Genomic DNA, 24,238 nt, shown 5'->3' on the forward strand with positions numbered 1-24,238 from the left:
GGGCCGGGACGCTCAACTGCGGGCGACCTTGGCAGCGGCCAAGGCGGAGGTGCGCCGGTTCACCACCGATGTCGGCAAGATGCAGGCCTCCGTCAGCCTCAGGGCGGACATCGCCAACGGTGAGATCCAGAAGATCCAGCAGCGCATCGGACGGATCCGCGGCACGGTCCGTGTCGGTCTCCGTGTTGACGAGACGTCGGCCGCCGCCGCACGCACGCGCTTGGACGAGCTGACGCGGGACCGGGACCTGAACGCGAACGTTGGCGTAAGGCTGGATATCGCGGCTGGCGAGGTCCAGAAGCTTCAGCAGCGAATCGGGCGCATCAGGGCCACTGTCCGTGTCGGGCTTCGCCTCGACGAGCCGGCCGTCACCGCCGCACAGACGCGCCTGGACGAGCTGACCCGGGACCGGACGGTAACGATCACCACCCGCACGGTCGGGGGCGCGCCCGGAGGCGGCGGGGGAAGTGCTGGCGGCGGCCGTGGTGCGCTCGTAGCACTGGCGACGCTTGCCCCGGCGCTCGCCCCGATCGCCGCGCGGGCGGCCGCGGTATCGGCCTCGGTCGGCGCCGCCGCCGTGGCCGTGGGCGTGTTCGGTGTGGCGGTCAAGTCACAGCTGTCGGCCCTGAGCGACGCTGCCGACGCGCAGAAGAAGTACAAGGACGCCGTTGACCAGTACGGTCCCGCGTCCCAGCAGGCGGCGAAGGCGCAGCAGGAGCTGGCGCGGACCCTCGCCACGATGCCGCCCGCGAGCCAGCGGGCGGCCGCCGCGTTCTCGAACCTCAAGAGCAGCCACGAGGCCTGGTCGGACTCGCTGTCGCAGTTCACGATGGTCCCGGTAACGCAGGGCATTGGAGTCCTCCAAGCGCTGCTGCCGAAACTGTCGCCGCTGGTGAAGGACACCTCCGTCCAGTTTACCCGGCTCACCACGCTCCTCGGCGGCGGCATCAACTCCGGCGCGTTCGACTCCCTGATGGCCAGGTTCACCGAGTTCGCCGACGGCGCCCTCACCAGGGGCGTCGACAAGGCCGTCCACCTCGCTCGGGTGCTGGCCGAGGGTGGCGGTGACGGCGCTTTCTCCCAGTTCATGGCCTACGCCAAGGCCAACGGGCCACTCGTGGAGGAAACGCTCGGGAACCTCGCCGCCGCCGTCACCAACATCCTGAAGGCGGCTGGGGAGGCCGGGCCGGGCTTGCTCAGCTTGGTCAACGCGTTCGCGCAGCTCGTGGCCGCCGTCCCCCCGTCGGTGCTCGCCACCCTCCTGCAGGTCGCCGCAGCGATGAAGCTCATCGCCCTGACCAGGGCCGGGATCCTCGCGACCACCGGCGCCGTCGCAGGCCTGACGGGGCGCCTCACAACGCTGTCGGCAGCGTCCGCCGCCGCTGGCGGCGGCTTGGCCGGGTTGCGTGCAGCGTTCCTCTCCCTGAGCGCGGCCGCCAAGGGAACAATCATCGTGGCGGCGCTCGTCGCCGTCGGCGTGGCCGTAGCGAAGCTGGCTTCCCTGGGGCGGGAGGCGCCCCCGGACGTCGACCAGCTGTCCAAGTCACTCGGCCGACTCGGCGAAACGGGGAAGGTCAACGGTGAAGCGCTGAAGGCGTTCGGCGCGGACCTGGGCGAGCTGCGAGACAAGGTCAAGTCGTTCGTCGACCCAAGCACCGTCGACAACATTCAGCAGACCCTCGTCAAGATTGCCACGCTCGGCACCACGGATAGCACCCCGGTCAAGGAGGCCAAGGAGAACTTCGAGGCCATCGACAAAGCGCTCGCCAGCCTCGTCCAGAACGGAAACGCTGACCTCGCCGCCGCAGCCCTCGAAAAACTGAAGGCCGCCTACGCCAAGGGCGGCCAGGACGTCGGCCAGTTCTCCTCGCGACTGACGGAGTACAAGAACGCGATCGACGACGCCAAGTTCGCGCAAGAACTGGCGGCCCAGTCGCAAGGCTTGTTCGGGCAGCAGGCACTGGCCACTAAGCAGACCCTCGACGCGCAAAAGGCCAGCGCCGACGGGCTCAGGCAGAGTCTCCAAGCGCTCAACGACGTGCAGCGCTCCGCCCTGGACGGCCAGATCGGCTTCCAGGCAGCGATCGCAGCCGCCACGAGGGCCGCTGAGGAACACGGCCGCGCCCTGAGCGTGAAAGACGGGCAGCTCCAGTTGGGCACGCAGAAGGCCCGCGATCAGGCGCAGGCCCTGTCGGACCTGGCGGCGAAGACCGACGAGGCCGCGGCGACCGCGCGAGAGAACGGCGCCTCCTGGCAAACGGTCAACGGCATCTACGAGCAGGGCCGCAAGAAGCTCATCGAGGTCGCCCAACAGATGGGTCTCGACAAGGACCAGGCCAAGCAACTCGCCGACCAAATCCTGAAGATCCCGGACAAGACGGCGCGCGTGAAGATGGAAGCCGAGGACGCCAGGCGCGACCTCGACGCCTTCATCGCCGCGGTGAAGAGGTCTCCCGGGGCGAAGTCCGTCACGCTCAAGACTTTGTCCGCTCAGGCCGAGAAGATCCTCGAAGGTTTCGGGTACAAGGTCACGCACCTCAAGGACGGCTCCGTCACGGTGTCCGCCAAGACAGGTGCGGCAGTACGGGACATCGGCGCCGTGCAGGCGGCGCGAGACAAGCTGTCCGGCAAGACGATCACGATCACGACCAGAAAAGTCACGGTCTTGTCGACGATCGTGTCGAACGGTGCGTCGAGCCAAGCTGATGCCCTGCGCCGGCAAGCGGAAAGATTCGGCAGGGCCCGCGGCGGGCCGGTGCGGCGGGCGGCTGGCGGCCCGGCGCAGTACTTCGGCGAGGGCGGCTACGTCGACGGCCCGGGCACGCCCACGTCGGACAGCATCCTGGCCACGTTCGGGTCCGGCGCGATGGCCCGGGTGTCGACGACCGAGTATGTGGTGCAGGCGTCCGCCGTGCGGAAGTACGGGGTGCGGCTGCTGGACGAGCTCAACGCCGGGCGTCTGAAACTCCCTGCGTTCGCGAAAGGTGGTCTCACCCAGAAGCAGAAGGCCGCTCGCGAAAAGGAGCAGGCCGCGCGCCGGGAGATATCCGGGCAGATGGGCATCTCCTATTTCGGAAAGGTCGCTGGCTACCAGCGCACTCCGCTTGAGAAGGCACTCGGTAAGCCAGCCGACTTGGGCAGCCTGGTGTCGTCGTTGAACGGGCTGCGGGGCCAGATCAAGACTGCCTTCCACGGCAAGACCGAGTCCTCGCTTCTGAAGCAGTTGGACAAGGCCGGAAAGAGCCTGATCAAGTACGACAAGCAGCTCACCGCGGTCACCTCCAGCCTGGCGAAGGCCAAGGACAAGCTCAACGACCTGAAGACCTCGGCGAAGCAACTGAAGGAGTCCGTCGCCTCGGCCATCCTGTCGGGCAGCAGCGTCGTCACGCAGGCTCCGCAGGAAGGGTTCTCCCTCACCAGCCAGGACGTGGTCAACAACATGCGTGACCGGCTGGCGAAGACCCAGCAGTTCACGGCCCAACTGGAGACACTGAAGAAACGCGGCCTCAGCGCTGACCTGCTGGAGCAGATCGCGTCCGCAGGGGTCGACCAGGGTGGTGCGACGGCGACCGCTTTGGCCGGCGCGAGTGACGCCACCCTCAAGCAGCTCAACCAGATGCAGTCCCGGCTGAAGTCTGCTGCCAACGCGGCAGGCTCGACGGTCTCTGACTCCATGTACGGCGCCGGAATCAGGGCCGCCGAGGGGCTCGTGAAGGGCCTGGAGGCGAAGAAGAAGGCGATCGAGAGCACCATGATGGCCATCGCACTGAGCATGGAGAAGGCCATCCGCAGGGCCCTGGGCATCAAGAGCCCGTCCACCGTGATGGCGAGGGTGGGCGACTTCACGGCGCTGGGCTTCGCCCAGGGCGTCGACCGAAGCCGCAAGCATGCGGTGATCGCCGCGCAGAAGCTGGCCATGTCGGCGCGTCAGGGGGTCACCCTGAAGCACAAGATGATCGCCGCTCGGGGGCTGGCCATGTCGATGGAGCAAGGCGCCGCCCTCACTGGCCAGCCGGTCCCTCTGCCTGCCGTCCGGCCCGACGCCGCCCCGATCGTGCACCACTACTACGAGCCGCACATCACAGTCGAGGGTCATGTCATGACAGAGCGGAATCTTAGGGACGTCGTCGAGAAGCAGATGCTCCGGCTCGGCATGCGTAACCCGACGACGTACGCGCAGTACAAGCGCTGACAGCCGAGGATCGAGCGGCGCCGCCGGGCGCCGGAAAGGTGGCGCCCGGTGGCCAAGCTCGCCGAACTCGTGGACGCGTTCACGGACCCGACGATCAACACCGTGAGGTGGGCTGGTTCCAGCCCTGGACAGTACGCGCTCGATGCGGAGCGGGACCTGGTGACGTTGAACGTGGGCGCCGCGCCGAACACCTACTACAGCTTCGGCTCGGGCGCTACGTACGACGCCACCGGCAGCTCCCTGTACGCGCAGATGTGGCCCGTCTTGAACGGCTCGGCCACGGTGAGCACGTCCTTGAAACTGGATGCGGGCTCCAACAACGCAGCCAGCATCGCGGTCTGGGGCAACGGCACCTTCATGCTCCAGATCACGACCGGGGGCGTGTTCGCAAACACGCCCCTGCCAACCTACGACCCGAGCGCGCACCGCTGGTGGCGGCTGTCGGAGTCGGAGGGCACCTTCCGCGTCGCCACCAGCCCCGACGGCCAGACGTGGACCACCCTGGCGAGCGCACCGTACGCGTGGGACGCGGCCTCTGCTCGCGTGTTCTTCCAGACCGGCACCAGCACCGCCCAGTCGGCCGGCCAGGTCGCAGGGATAGCCCACATCAACACCCTCGCAGGCGGTGACAGCTACCCGAAGGTCTCCACGCTCCAGGAACCGTTCACGGCCACGAGCCTGAACACGGGCGTGTGGAATTCCGTCTCGACGGGCCAGTACTCGCTCGACACGGTGAACGCTCACCTGCTGTTGAACGTGGGCACCACCTCGGGCACGTACCACAGCCTCGGGGCGACCGGCCCCTACAACGCGACCGGCTCAGCTCTGTACGCGCGGGTCACCCCGGCCCCGGTCGGCAACGGCGGCATCACCACGGTCATGAAGCTGGACGCCGGACGGAACAACGCGGTTCAGGTGCTGGCCGCCTCGAACGGCTTCTTCGCCCTACAGGTCCAGCGCCACGGCAACTACGTCACCGTCAACCTGCCTCCGTACGATCCGCACGCCCACCGCTGGTGGCGGCTGACGGAGAAAGACAGCACGCTCGTCTTCGCTGTCAGTGCGGACGGTTGGACGTGGACTGACCTCCGCACGCTGTCGTACGCCTGGCCGTTCACCTCCTGCCAGGTCTACTTCCAGACCGGCACTAACAACGACCAGCCCCCGGGCCTGGCCGCCACCATCGCGCACGTCAACACCCGGCTCGGCGGGCAGCTCAACCCAGCATGGCCCCGCGTCGAGGACGGGTGGGGAGCGTTCTGGAACGCCAACGCCGGCACCCAGCCGCTCGACCGGTACGTCGAGGTCACCGACCGCACCCGCGGCACCGTGTCGGTCAGCCGGGGCCGCCAGTACGAGCTTGACCAGGTGCGGAGTGGCGAGGCGTCGCTGACGCTGGCGAACACAGAAGGGGAGCTGGACCCGGTCAACACCTCAGGGCCCTGGTCCGGGCACATTCAGCCGTACCAGCCCTACCGACGGCGGGCGCAGTGGCCACCGACGGTGAACCTACTGGACCAAGGCCCAGCGACCGGCGGCGACGGCTACCCCACCGGCGCCATCCCGACAGTCGCTGGCGGCCTCAGAATCAGCTCCGCAACCGACTCCAGCGGCGGCAGCATCGTCGCGACGTCGGCGTGGCAGGGCAGCAACGTCTTCCAGTTCTCCGTCCCGAACGGCGCAGCTGGGTTCACCCGAATCGGCTGGACCTTCGGGCCCGGCGTCGTCCCGGGCCAGACGTACACGGTGCAGCTACGAGCCCGGAACATCACCCCGGGAACCACCCTGTCAGTGCGAGCGTTCATCGGCTCGTACACAACCCTGTTCAACTCGAACCTCCTCTTCGGGCCGCCGGCCACGCTGACCGGATCGGCGAATGCCGACTGGACGACGCTCACTGCGACCGTCACCATCCCAGCCGGCCGTGGCGCGATGAGCTGCGGGCTCGCCCTGGACAGCGCTGCGGCCGCGGCCGCCTGCTCCATCCAGGTGGACGGCTGGCAGTTGGAGAAGGGCAGCACGGCCTCCGCCTGGCAGGCGCCCGGCGTCTGGTACTCCGTGTTCGCAGGGTTCCTCGAGCGGTGGCCGTCCTCCTGGGACATGGACGGCCTGTACGGCGTGGTCCAGCCGACCGCAGTGGACGCATTCGCGTTGCTGTCCCAAAAGACGCTGTCGGACCCGCTCACCCAGGAGATCAACAGCAACAGCCCGAGGTTCTTGTTCAAACTGGACGATCCGGCTGGGGCAACGTCGGTGGCGGACTGGACCGGCACGTACCCGCCCGCGCAGCTCGGCATTTCCAAGTACGGTGCCGGGTCGCTCGGGTTCGGCACCGCGATTACCTCGACAGGCTCCGGCGGGGCCTACACGGGCAGCACCGGCACCGTCGCCACCCTCAACAACTCCAACCCGGGCACCAACTTGATCAGCGGCGGTGCGACCTTCATCAAGCTGAATTCGGCGGGCATCACCGGGCCGACGAACCCGACGACGTGGACCCGCATGATCGCCTTCCGGTACACGGGGCCCATCCCGACCGCCGCGGCGTGCCTGTGGTCCTCGATGGACCGTCAGCGCACCAACGGCCCCAGCGGCTCGCACATCTACGTGTACCTGGGAGCCGACGGTAAACCCGTGCTCGCGCTCCAGGGCCCGACGGGCACCGGGTCGAACTTCTATTTCGGTGGCGCTACCAACTGCGCGGATGGCAACTGGCACCTGCTGATCTTCGGCTACAGCGAGTCCAGCGGACAGCTCAGACTCGCGCAGGACGGCGTGACCACCACCGTTTCCGGCCTGACCAGCAGCTACACCCCGACCGGTATCGTCGGCGACAGCCTTGGCGGGTTTGTAGACGTCACCATCGGAAACGGAACCACCTGGAACTTCAAGGGAGACATCAGCTTCGCCGCAGAGTTCCCCGGGTTCCTGTCCCCGACCGCCATCGCCAACCTCTACGCGGCCTGGAAGTCGGCGTGCTCCGGCGAGTCGACCAGTGCCCGTTACGCGCGGATCCTGCGCTACGCCGGGTACACCGGACCGGCCACGCTGCAGAGCGGGCTGACCACCTCGATGGGCCCCGCCAACATCGAGGGACGGGACGCCGTAAGCGCCCTCCAGGCGGTCGTTGAAACCGAGAACGGCCAGCACTTCGTCGGCACAGACAGCTCCGTGCAGTTCAAGGCCCGCTCCGCCCGCTACAACGCCCTCACCCCGACGTTCACGTTCGGGGAGCGGGCGGACCTCGGCGAGTGGCCGTACGAGGACTGCACACTGGACTACGACTCCACACACCTGTCCAACCAGGTCACCGTCACACAGGAGGCCACGGGGCAGGACTTCTACGCCACCGACGCAACCTCAGTCGGCGCCTACTTCCCACGCACCATGTCACGCACGATCAACTCGCAGGACGCGAACGAGTGCAGCGACGCGGCGAACTACCTGCTCTCCCGCTACCGGCAGCCCGCCCAGCGGGTCAGCACCCTGAAGCTGCATCCCAGCGCGAACCCCGCGCTGTGGCCGGTCTGCCTGACCCTGGAACTCGGCACCCGAGTAAGGGTGATGCGCCGCCCGCCGGGCGCGCCGACCGTACAGGTCGACTGCTTCGTTGAAAACCTCCAGTGGAGCTTCAGCGACAACGGCGAGGCGTGGCTGGAACTCCAGTGCTCGCCGGCCGACCTCACGCCCTACGGATTGCTGGCGGCCTGGCACACCACACTCGCCTCGCCGATCGGAGCAGGCGTCACGTCGATCACCGTCAACGCCTCCGAGGACAACACCAACCCACTCGCCGCGCAGCTCGCCCCCGGGCAGCGGCTCGTCCTCGGGCAGAACACGGCGAACCAGGAGACCGTCACGGTGGCGGCGGTCGGTGCGACGAGCCCGGGCTGGAGGACGGCAACGGTCATGCTCACCACGGCCACCACCAGGGCCCACACGGCGGGCGACCCGGTCTGTGAACCGTTGCCCACCGGGACCACGGACCCGACCACCTGGGACTCCGTCGCCGTCTTCGATTCCATCGCGTTTGCCTACTAGGAGGCCAAGTGCCACGCACGGTGCCTGTCATCGCGTCCGAGTCGCCCGGCAACTTCCTGACCGGGGCGTTGTGGAACGCGAACGTCAAGGCCATGGGCGATTGGATGCTCGGCTCTGGCAGTAGCGGGGTGCCCCGATTCTCGGGCTACCAGAACACCGCGCAGTCCATCCCGAGCAACACGTTCATCCCCATCACGCTCGACAGCGAGACCATCGACTCCGACGGCGGGCACTCCACCACCACCAATCCGAGCCGCTACACGGTGCAGGTCGCTGGCACGTACCTGGTCATCGGCGAGGCGTGCTTCCCCGCGAACGCGACGGGCAACCGCGGCAGCCGCATCACTGTCAACGGTGCCAACATCCAGGGCGGCGCATCCATGATCCCCAGCGGTGCCGGGAACACGATGGGCGTGCCGGCTGCCGCCCTCCTCCAGCTCGTTGTCGGTGACTACGTCGAGGTGCTGGGCTGGCAGTCCTCCGGCGCCGCCTTGAACACGGCCGTGGCCACCGACTATGCGTCGTCGCTGAAGGTCCTGTGGGTAGCTGGCTGACCCTTCAACCCTAGGCGTTGCCCCCTCTTGGCATCCGTCCCACGCACCTGCTCTATGCCCCGCGCCGTCTGGCCGGGGCTTTTCTCATGCCCTGGAGGCATCAATGACCCCACCATTGTCCGCTGACCGGTTCCTCGCCGCCCTCCGGGCGGAGGGCCTGAAAGTCGTCGAGGTCGGCGACTGGCGTTCCCGCAACCGCAATCACAAGGGCCCGTGGGGCCCTGTCCACGGCGTGATGATCCATCACACCGTCACCCGAGGCACCCAGCGCACGGTGGAGATCTGCCGTGACGGGCACGCATCGCTGCCCGGCCCGCTCTGCCACGGCGTCATCGCCAAGGACGGCACGGTGCACCTCGTCGGCTACGGCCGCGCCAACCACGCCGGCCTCGGCGACGACGACGTCCTCCGGGCGGTCATCGCCGAAACCTCGCTGCCCTCCGACAACGAGACCACAACCGACGGCAACCGGCACTTCTACGGCTTCGAGTGCGAAAACCTCGGCGACGGCGAGGACCCCTGGCCGGCCGTCCAGTTGGAGGCGATAGAGAAGGTCGCGGCGGCGGTGTGCCGTGCGCACGGCTGGTCGGAGCGCTCGGTGCTCGGGCACCTGGAGTGGCAGCCGGGCAAGGTCGACCCGCGCGGCTTCACCATGGTGAGCATGCGGGCCCGGATCGCAGACCGGCTCGCTAGCGGCAAGCCCGCCCCCACACCCTCCACGCCGAGACCGCTGCCCACGCCCCAGCGGCCGGTCGTCGACCTGTCCAAGCTGGTCGCCGCCGCCAGGTCCAACCCGGCCGCCACCGGCACGCCCGTCACGTACAGCGGCGTAGCCATCGTCGAGACCGCGCTGGTCGACGAAGGACTCCTGGCCACGAAGTACAGCGACGGCCACTGGGGCAGCAAGACCACCCCCAGCTACGCGGCTTGGCAGCGGAAGTGCGGCTACCGCGATGCCGCCGCCGACGGCATCCCGGGCCGCGACAGTCTCACCCGCCTCGGCAACAAGCACCGCTTCGACGTGAAGGAGTAACTCATGACCAGCAAGCTTCTCTTGGACCTCGCCGAGCGTGCGGGGTGGACCGGCGTCCAGGCCGCCCTCGGCCTGGCAGTCGTCGAGCTCGGCGAGCTGCCGGTGTGGTGGGCTGCGCCGACCGCGCTCGTCGCCGCGGCGGCGAAGTCGTGGGTGGCTGGACGCCTCGGCCGGAAGGGCACGGCATCCACCCTGCCCGCGAGTAAGGATCCGGCGTCGCTCGCCAGAAGCGTGTGAGCGGCGAATGAACTTGCTCATCTACCTTGGCGGCGGTGCAGGCGCGATGCTGGCGCTCGGAGCACTGGCCCGCGGGGCGTGGCGCTTCAACCGGCTCATCGTGCAGATCGCCGCGGCCGTGGTGGAGCTGGTCCCCAATGGGGGCGGCTCAATCAAGGACACGGTGCACCGCACAGAACAGAAGGTCGACGACACCACACAGAAGGTCGAGGACAACGCTCGGGAACTGCGTGAGCTGGCAGAACGGTTCGACGCCCACCTCGCCGAGCACACGACGACCCTCAACGAGATCGCGAAACGCTGACAAGGGGCGCGGCCTCTCATCCCTGACCGGGGTGGGAGACCGCGCCCCCTCTTTTATGTTGGCGACCGGCAATGACGCGGAGCGCCCTCGGCAGAAGCGAGGCGACCGGCCGACGTGCCGGGCCCCTTTGCTGGGCCGGTTGGAACAAGTATCCCAATCCCCGCAAGCCACGCGGCGTATGCCATGACCTGGTGTACGTGCTGGCACTGGCGGCCTGCACGGTACAGACCGGCACGTCTCTGGCTTCATCGCCCACCGAAGCCGCCTTGACTGGCGTCTGCAGGAACCCGCCGACCACTCTCCCAGCCCCCAGCGGTGAGCCGGGGCGGGAAAGCCAGCATCGTTAGAACTGGTGCTAACGTTAGCTGTATGTCTAGTAAGACGACTCGAGTTCTCACTACCGAGGCCGAGATCGCGGCGTACTTGCACCGGACGCGCATGGCGATCCTCGATGCCCTGCGCGACGGTGCCGCCACGGCAACGCAGGTCGCCAGAAGGCTCGGCGTCCACCCGGCCAACCTCACCCGGCACATCCGGATACTGGAAAGTGCCGGCCTGGTGGCACTCGTCGAGAAGCGGGACACAGGCCGGAACCTGGAAAAGTACTACGCGGCGTCAGCCGAGCGTTTCACGGTCGCGCCCGCACCGACCGACCTGACCGCACCACACAAGATCGCGCTGACCTTCGCCCGCAGTGAGTTGTCGGCCGCGCTGGCGCGACTGCCCGACAAGTCCAGTGACCCCATCGTGGCCCTGACACTCGGCGTTCGTATCACTCCCAGCGACGCGAGCGCGTTCGCTGACGAGTTGGTCCGGCTCGGTGAACGCTTCTCGGCGGCCGACCAGGAGGACGGTCGGCCCTATCAACTCGTCCTCGCCGTCTACCCCGGGGAGGACGTCACGGCCGACGGGCGGCAGGAGATTCGGCTGCCACCACCGAAGGGCAACAGGGGGTGATGCAGGTGTCACGAGGAACCGAGGCACTGGCGCGGGCAGGACGGGCGGTGACACGCCGAGTCGGCATGCGTGCCCGACCCACCCGCGTCGCGCAGCCGGCCTGGGACGCCTGGCGGGCCGGGGATTTCCCGCTCGCCCGCGAGCTCGCGGCGAACCTGCTCGTTACGGGGCATACCGTGGACGAAGCGCGGCACGTGCTCGTTCTCGCCGAGTCCGTGCTCGGCAACTACGACAGCGCCATCAATACACATCAGATGATCGCCCCTGGTTACCAACGCCTCGATGAACTGAATGAACCGATCCTGTGTGATCACATCCACCGAGGAGACATCGCGGGCGCCGTGGCGTTCGCGGAACAACGGGGTCTTGCACGACTCGGCGCGATCGGAGCACGCCTGCACCTGGCCGTTGAGCGGCCCCTCGGAATCGACATCGACGGTGTCGTCGACGTCCCCTTCACCGACGACCCGCTCACGCCGTTCATGCCCGGTTTCGTCGGGCACCTCAATGACCGAGCGACCGTACTCCGCCTCGACACGGGTGGGTCATTCGTGCACATTTCGCGGGAGCTTGCGGCCGCTCACGGGATCGACACGATTGCCTCGGCACGGGAGTTCGCGGCGCTCGGCCGGCACCGGCTCAGCTACGGACTGGCCGATCTGAAAATCGGGACGATCCGTCTGCGCAATGTGCCCGTGGCCGTGCATGACAAGGGACTTCCACCGGCCGCGGCCTTCGACGTCCCGCTCGGGCCGATCATCGGCACCAACATTCTGGAGCGCTTCCTGACGACGGTCGACGCGCCGAATCGGCGTCTCGTACTGTCCCGCCGTGGCGACAGCATCGCCCGTGCCCGGCATCTGGCCCGCCTCGGTGCGGCACAGCACGTGACACCGTTCGGCCTGTGGAGCGATCATCTGATGATTGCCCGCGGTCGCATCGACGAGATCAGTGGCGTCAACCTGTTCGTCGACTCGGGCCTGGTGGCACTCACTCCCGATCAGGGACAGGTGGCGATGCTCGTCCCACGGCGCACTCTCGCCCGGTGGGGAGTGGCCAGGCCGCAGACCGGCCGGTTCGCCGAGCTCTCTGGCACGCTTGCGATCGGCACGGCATCGAGAGAGGGAATGACCGCTTACCCCGTAACGGATCGCGTCTGGCGTGAGTTCGGCCACTGGGGCGGGATCCGCGTGGACGCGCTGATCTCATGGGGGTACCTCAGCCACTTCACCTGGACGATCGACTTCGAAAGTAGGGAGTACCTGTTCACAGAAGACCAGCCGTGACCGGGATTTCGCGGAACCATAGCCGGATCACTGCCGGGATGACCGCACCGTGAAAGACGTACGCCCCGTTTCATATTCGGTGGCCACGGCAGAAGCCCCCGAGCGCGTTGATGGTGCGCTCGGCCTCGTTCCTGCGGGCAGAGCGCGGCTGGGAGACGGGTGCGGCCACCGCTGATTATCGGCGTGCGAAGGCTAATGATCTCCACGCTGGTCCGCGTCGCCGGATCGAGATAGCGGGTGGAGGAGACCTTCCAGGCCGGAAAGGGCCTCGCGGGACTGGACGAGCACCAACTTCGCCGCTTCTGTAACCCTTTGGGCTCTGGCCTCCAGCTTCTGGTTCTGCTCCGAAGGCTGCATCGCCCTGCCGTCACAACCAAGTTGGGGTGCTCTCCGCGCCTAGGCAGTGTCTTCAATTGATCACGGCTGGTGGATCATGGTGTCGTGATAGGTCGCCATGAACTGTCGGACGCCGAGTGGGAGTTCGTCCGCCCGCTGCTGCCTGTGGCGTTGCGGGGGCGCAAACGACTGAATGACCGCCGGGTCCTGAACGGGATCGTGTGGAAGTTCCGCACCGGGACGGCCTGGCGGGACGTGCCCGAGCGGTACGGGCCCTGGGCCACCCTGCATACACGTTTCCGCAGGTGGGCGGCGAACGGCACGTTCGACCGGATGCTCCGTGCTGCCCAGGCCCGAGCAGGTGCGGCAGGCAACATCGACTGGCTGGTGTCCGTCGACTCCACCATCGTCAGAGCCCACCAACACGCGGTCGGGGCACGAAAAGGGGGCTCCGCGACCCCGCCCTCGGCCGGTCTCGAGGCGGCCTGACCAGCAAAATCCACCTGGCCTGCGACGGGCTGGGGCGCCCGCTCGGCTTCGTCCTCACGGGCGGGAACACCAACGACTGCACCCAGTTCACCGCCGTGATGGAAACGATCCGTGTGCCCCGGTCCGGACCCGGACGGCCCCGGACCCGGCCCGCCCACCTTCTGGGTGACAAGGGCTACAGCTCGAAGGCGATCCGCACCTGGCTCCGCCGCCGCAACATCCCGCACACCATCCCCGAACGGGCGGACCAGGCACGCAACCGGCTCCGGCGCGGCAGCCACGGCGGACGGCCACCGGTCTTCGACCGCCAGGCGTACAAACACCGCAACGTCGTGGAACGCTGCTTCAACCGGCTCAAGCAATGGCGCGGCATCGCAACCCGCTACGACAAGACCGCCCAGTCCTACCAAGCCGCCGTCACCCTGGCATCCCTGCTGATGTGGGCGTGACGATTGACGACAACTCCTGGGCCCCTCAGTTCCACTCAGAGCACTCGTTGCACTGGAAGTGCTGATCTGTGACATGGCGAAGCCCAACAGCATCGCCCATGCCGCCCACCAGGCGCCCAAGAAGCTGCTGCGGACCCGATTTCAGCAATCCGTCATTGGCCAGAGCATCGGCAAAGCTCGCAACTCGCTGAGACGTTGCCCTCTTGCAATGCGAACACCACCTCGTGATGTTGCTTCCGACTTCGTAGGTCATCTTCGCCCCCGCTCAGCGACTGTTCGTTCCACCCCAAGTGTGACTGCGCAGGTCCCGGGCTCGCCAGGGGCAACCAGTCTGAAAGACCTACGTAAAACGCTCCCATCGATATGCGTGTTTGTGACAGGTTTCCATGGCGACGTATCACGACACCATGATCCACCAGCCGTGATCAATTGAAGACACTGCCTAGGGCGGACTGGCGTCATGAGGGCGGCAGGACTCCTCGTAGGCCGGGCCTGCCCAGTCTGCCGGTGCTCATCCACGGGGATCGGGGCGACGCCGGACCGCTTCCGGCCCGAGTACGACTTCCCCTCAAAGTGGTCGACCTCGTGTGCTGAATCAGCCGCGCGAGAGCACGCTCGTAGACGGTGCTCGTCGTGGAGCCATCGAGGTTCGTCGTATCGAGGGTCATCCGCAGGGGGCGGGGAGCAAGACCGTGTACGTCGAAGACGCGGGATCAGAGACCGTCCAAATCGGAGTCGACGTCGAATTCATCGTCTGTGGTCTCCGTGTAGTCGGGATCCGTGTACCCCTGCGCGTCAGTTATTGGCTTATCTGCGTTGTAGTCGGCTGCGTTCGCGTATGCTTTTTGACCGTCAGCGCTCTGCCACACGTCCGCTTCGTTGTAAGTGTAGTTGCTGTCTTCCCATGTCTTTTCTGTGCCGTCAGTGCTCACCGCAGATTACTCCCTTCCAGTGAAGCAGTCGAGTGGACTACGAGTCCAATCTCAACAACCATCCCAGGGAAATACTTGCCTATCGTTCTACCACTCTCTCAGGCTTCACCCTCCACAGGTGGATTTCAACCGGTGCATGTAGCGCAGCCGCACCCCAAGGCTGCTTGGCCGCGTGGCGAATGATCATTCGCGTGCAGGGCGGGATTCAGGGCGCTCGAAGATCCGCGCCACTTTCTCGGTTTGGCCGGCGATGATGGTACCGCTGGCTCTCAGATCTCCACGCCAATGCCCCCTGTAATAGGCTCGGTCTATCCGAGAGGACTGGGTCAGCAACTGCTGGCGCATTTGCATGCGTTTGCCCAGCCACCCCGCTTGAGTAAGGTCCAAGGCTGCAGCCTTGACCTCGTAGCCGCAGCTGTAGCCCATGTTTATCGCCAAGTCAGCGATGGTGCAGGCGCTTTCCATGTCGCCAAGGTCACGGTAGGCCCAGGCTGCGGTTGTCCACGCCGCCCCTTCTTGTTTGATTGTCTTCAGACGTGGGTCAAGCAAGTCGATGTCGCCCGTCCAGCCGGCCTCAAGGCTGTCGATACCATCACCTATCATCTCGCCGGCTGTGCTGAAAGCCTGTTTCAACCCCCCGCGGCGCCAGGCCCCGGCCAGTCGGCGACCTAGGGGCTCTTCACGAGGCAGGGATTCACGTTGCGTACGCGCGACCCGCACTGCCCAGCCTGCGTATGTGATGGCAAGACCTGGCTTGCCCGCGAGGCGGTACATTCGGGCCAGCGCATGAAGGTTGTCAAAGCTGGGGTGCTGCTGGCGGGCGAGTTGATGGACACGACGCACGAGCTTGTCGAGGAGCGTGGCACGACCGCCCAGAGTTGAGGCGGTGCGCATACCCATTCCCACGAGCCACGAAGTCGGGTCGAATAGAGCTCGCGCATAGCGAACGCTCTCCCGGTCACGGCGGGCTGACTCCAAAGCCTCAGCTAGCTGGACGAGACAGATGGGCTCTTTTGCGTGTTCGCGTACGTCGGCTGCGCAGAGATCGACGCAATTGCGCTTGCAGGCTGCCTCGGCTGTGAGGGACAGCAACGGAAGGTCACCGATGCGGCGCATGGTCTTGCGCGCGGCATCGCTCGTCCTGCTACCCGCTGCGGTCTCTCCCGTACGCTTCAGCGCCTTGGCCAAGGCGGCGTCCACCTGCTTGCGCTTGCTGCTGATGGCAGCCCCGATCGGGGTCCCTGACGCGCGCACTGCCTGGGCCTCGACCTCGAATCTCAGAGCGTCCATCCATTCGTGCATCGCCGTCTCCGATCACGTGCCGAGGGTGGCCCCTGATGCCCGACACGTTGCCCGCAGTGCTGACTCAACTCTCCGTTGTCCGTGTCGTCCCGCTGTCGCTCGAATCATCGGCAAGCTCGTGTTTGTCCTCGCCTGCTATCCAACTCTCGGTGTCCTTGTAGACGTAGCCGAGTGCGTCCTGGTGAGGATCAGTCACAGTCGTCCCGTCGGGGAACTCGACATCTGTGCCGGAAAAGTGAGGTGGGGGGGCGTCGCCCGGCGTCATTGGGTCGGGAGGCTCCAATGGATCAGCTACAGGCGCCTCCGCGCTGTCGTCAACGGAGTCGCTCCCCTCGACGACATCTGCCCCAAGAGCCTCGTCAATGCCGCTTTCAACGTCATCGAGTCCGAGAGCGTCACTGTCGAAATCCATGTCAGACATTGATTATGCACCCACGCCCATGAGAACGCTCAGAAATCAACATGCCCGCTGTCACGCCCGGGGCCTTGTGCGCTTCCCGCAAGAAAGGGGAAGCGGCGGTGGTTTTCGATTGAACGAGGCCGCCCAGCGTCCCGCCTGCGATATAGATGCATAAGCAGCGCACGAAACCTCTTCCCAGGTAACACCTGGTGTGCCGAGGTGTCAACTTTGGAGGGTTGCTATTCTCGACGAGTCTATGGGCAGCTTCATCAACGCCGGATACTGCCACGGTGACAAGTCACCGACCTCGATCTTGCATGAGGGTCCGCCAGCAAGCTGGCGGACCCTCATGCAAGATCGAGGTTAGCTACCGACTGTTTCCCTCCGCTGGCAAAGCCGCTCACGGAGCGCGCCCACCATGGGGAGCGTCAAGCCCAGGAAGAGGAACAGCACAGCCAGGCCACTTAACGAAGGGCTCACAACCTCTTCGACATCCAGAGGCCACGGGTCGTCCAGCATGTACAAGATGATGTATGAGCCCTTGGACACCGTGTACGCCACGCCCAGCGTCGCGGCAATCGAGGACAGGGCAAAGCCAGCGCCGCTCCAGGGCCGAACGCCCCAATTGCCTCGCGCGGTCCTTCCGCACATGAAGGCCAGCTCACCACAGGTAACCAAGACGTACGACAGGTAGATCAGCAGGTATGCGGCCACCGACGTGTTGTCAACGTACGCGGTTGTGAACTCGATGCCCGGTTCGTTCGTCGCGAGGAAGAGCGGCACCATGGTCGCCAGCACCGCCGTGGCCACGAAAGCCCGCTGGTACATGGCAGCTCGCACGTACTCGGGACGGTAGGCCAAGTCCACCATCGCGATCTGAAGTGCAGCGCACCACAGAATCGCACAGATATGGGCCACCAATTTGCCGATGTTGGCGACACCAGTGGCGTCCTCCGCCGCCTGAGCGACCACGGGGACGGCAAAGAAGACGCCCAGGGTGCAGATACCGAAGGCGGCGGCGATGGACCACGTTGACACCCGCGGGTTGCCGACGGCCCTTCGTGTGCAGAGAACGGTGACCAGCAGGCCGGCCAGAGTGCACGTCCCGAAGACTATGCCGTCTAATTTGCCGTCCAATTAGAGCCCTTCCAGTGCATCAGCCGCATACTCGGCGGCCTCGTCTTTACTGCGCCGTCGTTGACGTCGACCCGGCTTCTCACCGGCCGCGCTGCCCGATACCGGTGCCAAACCGAGTTCGCCTCGTCGGCGCTCCAAATCTGCAATGACACCCAGCAACTCACTCCGGGGCAGCCCGTTCAACAAAGCCAGGACACGGCGTACAGACGGATCCTCGAATGCCTCCAGCGCATCGAGGTCGTCGTAACTCTCGTGCGGAAGCAGGTGTGCCGGCGGCACGCCCCCCAGAGCCTCGCACAGGACCATGATCGTCGCGATGGTCGGGTTGTCCTGCTTGCCGTTCGCAAGATTGTTAACGGCAGCGTAAGACACCGACGCGTGCTCGCCCGGCAGCGCCTCCACGGCAGACGAAAGCGAACGGCTCGAGTACGCCCGGCCGTTGGCATCCCGTCGGCTGGTCATGAGCGCCTTGAGCTTGACTGCCAGCGACGGACGGTCAGAGCTCACCGCGCACCGGGCTCGCCGGTCATGGCCGGAGAGCCGTCTCGCCGATGCCTACACACAACCACGTACCAGTCTCGCTCTCTTCGATCTCGCCCTTGTGTACTTTAGTTGACACGCTCGGTTGCGAAAGGCAGGATCACAATTGGAGCGCAGGGTAAGCACATTCCGCTTCCGGGTCATGGGTCCGTGGTGGCCTATGGACCTGCCTTCCAGGGGGTGGCTGGCCCTCATCGGCTCTTGCGCGCTTCCTGAAAAGGCACACTGAGGAGAGACCAGCGACCATGAGCGATTCCTGGGCCGTGTACGGAGCCCGATCCTCCGTGCTCAGCTCACCCGCGCCCGCCTCCCCCCTCTCCGCTGGGCGCTATTTGAGCATGCTGCCCGCCTCGTCGCTGGTCAGAACTGGTGTGCACCGTCCTGCGTACCGGGGACAGATTACAGACCGGCTCGGCGAACGGCTGGCGGACTGGATCGTCACCATCCCGGCGAATCGAAGGACGGCCGCTTCTGTCACCCGGCCCTCGCCAAGACGGCAACTTCGGCCACGCCGCCGTCCTCGACAGCGCGCGAAGACATCACGACTAGCCGCTCGCCCCGGCAACGCCGAGGTCATCATCGCGTTCCGCCCCGGCCTTACCGTCGCCGACGTCTACGGCACCTCGGCTTAAGGCCCCACCCGCCCTTCCGCCCTGACAGCAAGGACCGCCGGATGAGCACCACTTCGCACGTGACGCGCCGCCCGCACAGAGCCCGGGGCAACCACCTGAGGTTGGTGGCCATCGCCCCGGCCACCAACCAGGAAGACGGGGACGACGAGAAGGGGGATGCGCCAAGCCCGAAGCATCGCAAAGCCAGTCCGGTGAGCAGCGGCGTGACCATGCGTGCGCTGGTGGCTCTCGGCGCGAACACCGCGGCTCTCGGCCCCGGAGGCGCCGCTACACCAAGTTGATCAAACGTCAGCCAGCCGCCGAGACCGGCAGCGAGCGCACCAGCCCTGACGAGCCGATGATCTCATGGGCCCTCCAGCCCGCCGAGGAGACCCTGGCCACCGAACGAAGTGGCCGCCCGGCGGACAAACGGCCGACATCGTAGCCCGCCCCGGTTGCGGGCCTACGACTTTCAGGGCCGCAGCTCGGGCCACGTCGAAGACACCACTCGGACTTGTCCAGGCGATCATGCGCGGAGCCAGACAGACCTGAGCACACCCAGCGCACGGCTCACCGTCAGAACACCCCCACACTAGCGGGGACGACCTTTCTGACCTGGAACGCAGCGAGGGCTTCGCGCTTCCATTACTGACTGCATGGGACCACCCACACTGTCGCGGATCTCGTGCGCGAGACTCTAGCGGCCGCGGATGTCAGTGCCGTGTGGTTGTCTCTCCACCAAGACGGATGGGGGTCTACTTTGCGTCGGTCTAAAGCCCAACCTGATGAGTCGGTCTGGGGGAAGTCACGAGGGCTGGACCCGTCGCATCCGCCCTACCCCCTGATCCGCCATCTGCTGGATACGGCAGCCATGACCCTGTTCCTCTGGGACCGATATCTCTCACAGAATCAGTGGCATGCAGTCGCTGCCGGGTTGGGTTGCCAGCAGGACTTGGCACGTGCGCGGGAACTGGCAGCGTTGTGTGCGGGGCTGCACGACATCGGCAAATTGACCGGCTTCCAGCTGTGCAGTGCGCATGGGCGTCAGAGGCTGAGCCGCGAGTTGCTCGGTGACATGGGGCGCATCGGTGTGGAGCGGCTACCGCATGACGTGGCGGGGATGCATGCCGCATCATCTGCGGTGCTTGACGTATTGGGCTTTCCGCGGGGCGGCGATTCGCCGAAGGCTGCGATCCACCGGGTAGCGGAGATCATCGGGGGCCATCACGGCGTGTTCCATCAGCACGTGCACTGGCATCCGGATAATGCGGATCTGCTCGGCGGTGCGGCCTGGGCGGAACAGCGCGCGGCTCATGCCAGAGCAGTGTTCGAGTTGTTGGGGGAGCCGGCACCGCCGGAGGAGATCGAAGGCGCCGCAGCGGTTCTCATTACCGGGCTGGTGGTCCTGGCTGACTGGCTGGTCAGTCAGGAGCATTACCTGCGGGCTCGGCAGGCCGAGCTGGAACAGTCGCTGTCTGATCATTTTGCGCGGTCGTATGCCGACGCTGAAGCGCTGGTGCGCGAGGCGGGGCTGCTGCCGGTGGAGTTGGAGCGCAAGGACTTCGCCGAGGCGTACGGCATCGTCGGGAAGCCGAACCCGCTGCAGCGGTCAGTGGCGGAAGAACTGCCGGCCTTTCTGGTGGCCAGAGGGCGGAACGGTGGCAGGCGCGGTTGTCGCAAGGGCGGAATCTTGCTGGTGACGGCGGCGCCGGGGGATGGCAAGAGTGAGACGGCCCTGGAGGCCGAGCGTGTTCTTGCGGAGTGTTTCGGTACGCGCGGGTTCGCGTTCCTGCTGCCGACGATGGCAACCAGCGACCAGATGTACCTGCGGGTGTCCGGCGTCGTCGCACGTCAGGCCGGACAGGATGCCGGGTTGACGCTGACGCACAGCATGGCATGGCTGAACAGTGCGTACGCCGAGGACGGACGCGATGACCTGCGGGTTCTCACTGGCGAGGCGGAGGAAGACGACGCTGGTGCAGCGACGGGGCGTGAGGTCGATATGAGGCCACGCCGCTGGCTCCGGGGCGCCAAGAGGGCTCTGCTGGCGCAGTTCGCGGTCGGCACGGTGGACCAGGCGCTGATGTCGGTGCTGCCGGTGCGGCACAACGCGCTGCGGCTGCTGGCGCTGTCCAACAAGACCTTCATCGTGGACGAGGCGCATGCCTACGACCCGTACATGCAGGTCCTTTTGGGCCGGTTGCTGAACTGGCTCGGCTGGTACGGGGTTCCGGTCGTGCTGCTGTCCGCCACGCTGCCTACTTCTGTCAGCGATCGCCTGATCAAGGAATACCTGCGGGGCACCAAGGCCATGCCGGTAAGCCGGCTGAAGAAGCTTACTTTCGTTGCCCCGTACCCGGGGTGGCTTTACGTGGACGGGGCTGACGGCGAGTGCACCCAGATATCTCCGGAACGGCAGGTGGAGCAGGCCGCGGCCCGCAGTCTGCATCTGGCGGTTCAGGTGGAGCCGGTTGTGCACGGGAAGGCAGGAGGGGAGCTGAACCGGCTCGCCGTGATCGAACGGCTCCTCACTCCGGTGATGGGCAACGCCGGCGGTTGCGCCTTGGTGGTGTGTAACACGGTGGCCGAGGCGCAGGACACGTACAAGCATGTCAAGGCGCTCGCCGCAGCCCGTGGGTGTAGGGCGGGGGAGGTGCAGTTGCTGCACGCCAGGATTCCGGGGGACGAGCGTGAGGAGCGTACGAAGAAGGTCACCGAGGGGCTGGGGCGTTCCGGTCCGCGGCCGCTGCGGCGGATCGTGGTGGCGACGCAGGTGGTGGAGCAGTCGCTGGATCTGGACGCGGACGTTGTGATCAGCGACCTGGCTCCGCTTGCGCTGCTGCTGCAGCGGGCGGGGCGCTGCTGGCGGCACGAGGCATGGTGGTCGGAGCATGAGCGGCTGCGGGCCCGGCCGGGGTGGGCGGACAGGCCGCGGCTGGTCGTGCTGGATCCGCTGGCCGCTGGCCGTGGCGTGCCCTACCAGTGGGGCGAGGTGTATGCGGAGTTCCTCCTGCGGGCGACGTCCGAGGTGTTGGTGCAACGCGGGGACAAGCCGGTCTCGGTCCCGGGCGATGTGCAGGGACTGGTGGAGGAGGTTCACGGACACCAGGCGGAGGAGTTCTGCTGGGACGATCCGGCCCAGTCGGTTGCTTACACGGCGTACAAGGGGAAGGAGTTGGCGGACCGCAGCGTGGGCGGTCTGCTGGTGATTCCACGGGCGCGCAGTGTGGCTGGCCTGGATGGGCTGCACCATCTGGAGGGTGCGCAGGACGAGTGGGAGGCATCGACACGTCTGGGTTCGGATGCGGTGCGTCTGCTGTGCGTGTACGGGCACGCGGACGGTGTCGTCACGCTCGACGCGGATGGGAAGCAGCCGCTGCCCGGCATCGAAGAGCCGCTGACCCGGGCGGATGTGAAGACGGTGATGGCGCGGACGATCCCGGTGACCGCGGACTGGTTTAGGGGAGAGCGGGACGCCCACCGCGTTCCTCAGGAGTGGGCGGAGCATCCGATGCTCGGTGATCTGGTGATGGTCCGGCAGCCGGTGATCGCTGGCGGGGTACAGCCGGTGGCCGTCGGCGGGAAGCACATACACCTGGATGCGGAACTGGGCCTGATCCGTGCGTGACGGACCCAGGCCGAAGCGCTGACCAGACGACGGTTGCTCCCAGGAGCTCACTGCACCAGGCAACTGCACTGCAGAAATGTCGTTTTCGGGCGCGTTGTCAGTGGTGCCTGCTTCACTGTGCCCACGTCTTCGCGCGCGTCGAGGTGTGCGAAGAGGGGGTCTCGTCGTGCCTGCGTGCGGCGAGTGGTAAGCCAGTGAAGGGGGCGCGATGGCCGACGGGTTCGACCTGCGTGACGAGCCGTGGATCCCGGTGAAGTGGGAGAGCGGTGAATCGGCCCGGTGTGGACTGCGGGAGCTGTTCCACCGGGCGCACGAGGCTGTGGACTTGGAGCTGCCGGTGCCGCCGGCGGCCGCGGGGCTGATGCGTGTCCTGGCCGTGATGAGCGCACGGATCGCCAGGGGCAGCAAGGGGATGCGTCTCGACGACGAAGACCTGGTGGAGGAGATCAGTGACTGGCTGGACGCACGCAATGGTGTGCTGGCCGGGGGCAGATTCGACCCGGCCGCGGTGGACACCTACTTCGACGATGAGGTGCCGCCGGGACGTTTCGACCTGTTCGATCCCATCCGGCCGTTCCTCCAGGACCCGCGCCTGGCCGGCGAGTGCCGCGACTCGAAGGGACAGCCCGTCAGCTCGGGCGTGAACAAGCTCGTGATCGGGCGTCCCACCGGGGTGAACGGTGCCGTGCTCTTCGGGCACTTCACCGACACCGACCCGGTTGCTGTGCCGGCGGCCGAGGCCGCCTGGTACCTCCTGGCCCAGCTGTACAACGGGCCCGGTGGGAAGTGCACGCCACGCCAGATCACCAGAGAGAAGACGGGAACGGTCGAAGCGTCCCCGATGCGCGGGCTGGTGTCGTACTTCCCATGGGGGCCGAACCTGTTCGCCAGTTTGGTGCTGGCGGTTGCGGTGCCCGGCAGCGGGGCGGAGGCCGATCCGCAGGATGTAGCGCCGTGGGAGGCGGCGGAGCTGCCGGACCCGCTCGGACCGCTGCCGTCGCTCACGTGGCCGACTGGGCTGCTGACCGGACGGTTCAGGCACGCGGTGCTACTGGCGCCGTCGGAGGACCGGACGAAAGTCGTCGACGCGTACATCACGTGGGCGACGCACGCACCGGCCCAGCGGGCACGCGACCCGTACGTCATTCTCGACCGCCGGCGTGACGGCGAGTACGCGCCCCGCGACGCGGACGGCCACCGGGCGTTGTGGCGGGACCTGGACGCTCTGCTGCTGCAGGACAGCGATCCTCGGTCGCAGCGGCCCTTGATCCTGAACAGCCTGCCGGTGTCATGGCGTTCGCGGCTGGCGGTGCGCGCGTACGGGTTCGACCAGGAGCGCAGCCAGGTGGTCGACCGGACCTGGTTCGAGGCCACCACGCCGCCCCTCTTGCAGTGGCAGGAGGAGGCGGACCCGGTGATGGCGCGGCATGTGGCCCGCTGCCACCAGGCCGCCGAGGCGGCCGGAGACCGGCTGGAGTACGCGGCCAAGCTTGCCTGGAAGCTGGCGACGGACGTCAACGCCGCCGGTGAGAAAAGGCCGAAGATCGATGCAAAGAAGCCCGGGCCGTGGGCGGGGGCTGCCATGCGGCACTTCTGGCCGAGGGCGGAGGCCGAGTTCTGGCGGCTGGCGAAGCCGGAACTGTGCGACACCCCGGCGCTGCCCGCGATGGTCGATACAGCGCTGGCCGCGCTGGACGAGGCCATCGGCCGGGTCAACCGGGCCGACATCAGGGTCGCCCGTGCGCGCTCCCGCGCCCGCGCAGTAGTCCGCGGCCTGCTGCGCAGCACTGCCGATGCCGCCTGAACCGTC

At 66.8% G+C, this 24,238-nt stretch carries 15 protein-coding genes and 1 pseudogene; 11 read left to right on the forward strand and 5 right to left on the reverse strand.

The annotated features are described in order from the left end of the window. Nucleotides 1-49 precede the first annotated feature (49 nt). The 9 genes and pseudogenes from EF387_RS38615 (at nt 50) to EF387_RS38655 (ending at nt 13,878) form a co-directional block, all read left to right on the forward strand. Nucleotides 50-4,192 (forward strand): phage tail protein, encoded by a 4,143-nt coding sequence (locus EF387_RS38615; RefSeq protein WP_238431935.1) that lies wholly within the window; start codon nt 50-52, stop codon nt 4,190-4,192. Between the two features lie 48 nt (nt 4,193-4,240). Further along, nucleotides 4,241-8,233 (forward strand): LamG domain-containing protein, encoded by a 3,993-nt coding sequence (locus tag EF387_RS38620; RefSeq protein ID WP_238431936.1) that lies wholly within the window; start codon nt 4,241-4,243, stop codon nt 8,231-8,233. A gap of 8 nt (nt 8,234-8,241) precedes the next feature. Continuing rightward, complete coding sequence (locus EF387_RS38625; protein WP_128381278.1) at nt 8,242-8,787, forward strand: hypothetical protein; 546 nt, start codon at nt 8,242-8,244, stop codon at nt 8,785-8,787. 103 nt (nt 8,788-8,890) lie between these two features. Then, a complete protein-coding gene (locus EF387_RS38630; RefSeq protein ID WP_128381279.1) occupies nt 8,891-9,820 on the forward strand; it encodes an N-acetylmuramoyl-L-alanine amidase in 930 nt (309 codons plus the stop codon). A 3-nt stretch (nt 9,821-9,823) separates the two neighbouring features. Beyond that, nucleotides 9,824-10,057 carry a hypothetical protein gene (locus tag EF387_RS38635; RefSeq protein ID WP_128381280.1) on the forward strand — a complete coding sequence of 78 codons (234 nt, stop codon included), beginning with the start codon at nt 9,824-9,826 and terminating at the stop codon, nt 10,055-10,057. Between the two features lie 7 nt (nt 10,058-10,064). Beyond that, nucleotides 10,065-10,361 (forward strand): hypothetical protein, encoded by a 297-nt coding sequence (locus tag EF387_RS38640; RefSeq protein ID WP_128381281.1) that lies wholly within the window; start codon nt 10,065-10,067, stop codon nt 10,359-10,361. A gap of 369 nt (nt 10,362-10,730) precedes the next feature. Continuing rightward, nucleotides 10,731-11,318, forward strand: coding sequence for an ArsR/SmtB family transcription factor (locus tag EF387_RS38645; protein ID WP_128381282.1), 588 nt, complete (start codon nt 10,731-10,733; stop codon nt 11,316-11,318). A 65-nt stretch (nt 11,319-11,383) separates the two neighbouring features. Beyond that, nucleotides 11,384-12,604, forward strand: coding sequence for a retropepsin-like aspartic protease (locus tag EF387_RS38650; RefSeq protein WP_238431937.1), 1,221 nt, complete (start codon nt 11,384-11,386; stop codon nt 12,602-12,604). Nucleotides 12,605-13,105: 501 nt separating this feature from the next. Next, a pseudogene (locus tag EF387_RS38655) lies at nt 13,106-13,878 on the forward strand (IS5 family transposase). A gap of 713 nt (nt 13,879-14,591) precedes the next feature. On the opposite strand, the gene EF387_RS38660 reads toward EF387_RS38655, so the two are convergent. The 5 genes from EF387_RS38660 to EF387_RS38680 all read right to left on the reverse strand — a co-directional run bounded on the left by EF387_RS38660 (nt 14,592) and on the right by EF387_RS38680 (nt 18,156). Then, nucleotides 14,592-14,810 (reverse strand): hypothetical protein, encoded by a 219-nt coding sequence (locus EF387_RS38660; protein WP_128381284.1) that lies wholly within the window; start codon nt 14,808-14,810, stop codon nt 14,592-14,594. Between the two features lie 183 nt (nt 14,811-14,993). Continuing rightward, a complete protein-coding gene (locus tag EF387_RS38665; RefSeq protein ID WP_128381285.1) occupies nt 14,994-16,112 on the reverse strand; it encodes a hypothetical protein in 1,119 nt (372 codons plus the stop codon). 64 nt (nt 16,113-16,176) lie between these two features. Further along, nucleotides 16,177-16,533 (reverse strand): hypothetical protein, encoded by a 357-nt coding sequence (locus EF387_RS38670; protein WP_128381286.1) that lies wholly within the window; start codon nt 16,531-16,533, stop codon nt 16,177-16,179. A gap of 342 nt (nt 16,534-16,875) precedes the next feature. Next, nucleotides 16,876-17,649, reverse strand: coding sequence for a hypothetical protein (locus EF387_RS38675; protein ID WP_128381287.1), 774 nt, complete (start codon nt 17,647-17,649; stop codon nt 16,876-16,878). Then, complete coding sequence (locus EF387_RS38680; RefSeq protein WP_238431938.1) at nt 17,650-18,156, reverse strand: hypothetical protein; 507 nt, start codon at nt 18,154-18,156, stop codon at nt 17,650-17,652. Nucleotides 18,157-19,521: 1,365 nt separating this feature from the next. Here EF387_RS38680 and cas3 point away from each other — a divergent pair. Then, nucleotides 19,522-22,428: a CRISPR-associated helicase Cas3' gene (gene cas3, locus EF387_RS38685; RefSeq protein WP_238431941.1), complete on the forward strand. Its 2,907-nt coding sequence runs from the start codon at nt 19,522-19,524 to the stop codon at nt 22,426-22,428. A 208-nt stretch (nt 22,429-22,636) separates the two neighbouring features. Continuing rightward, nucleotides 22,637-24,232, forward strand: coding sequence for a type I-E CRISPR-associated protein Cse1/CasA (gene casA / locus EF387_RS38690; protein WP_128381288.1), 1,596 nt, complete (start codon nt 22,637-22,639; stop codon nt 24,230-24,232). Nucleotides 24,233-24,238: the final 6 nt, after the last annotated feature.

Source organism: Streptomyces cavernae, from assembly GCF_004023625.1.
GTDB lineage: Bacteria > Actinomycetota > Actinomycetes > Streptomycetales > Streptomycetaceae > Streptomyces > Streptomyces cavernae.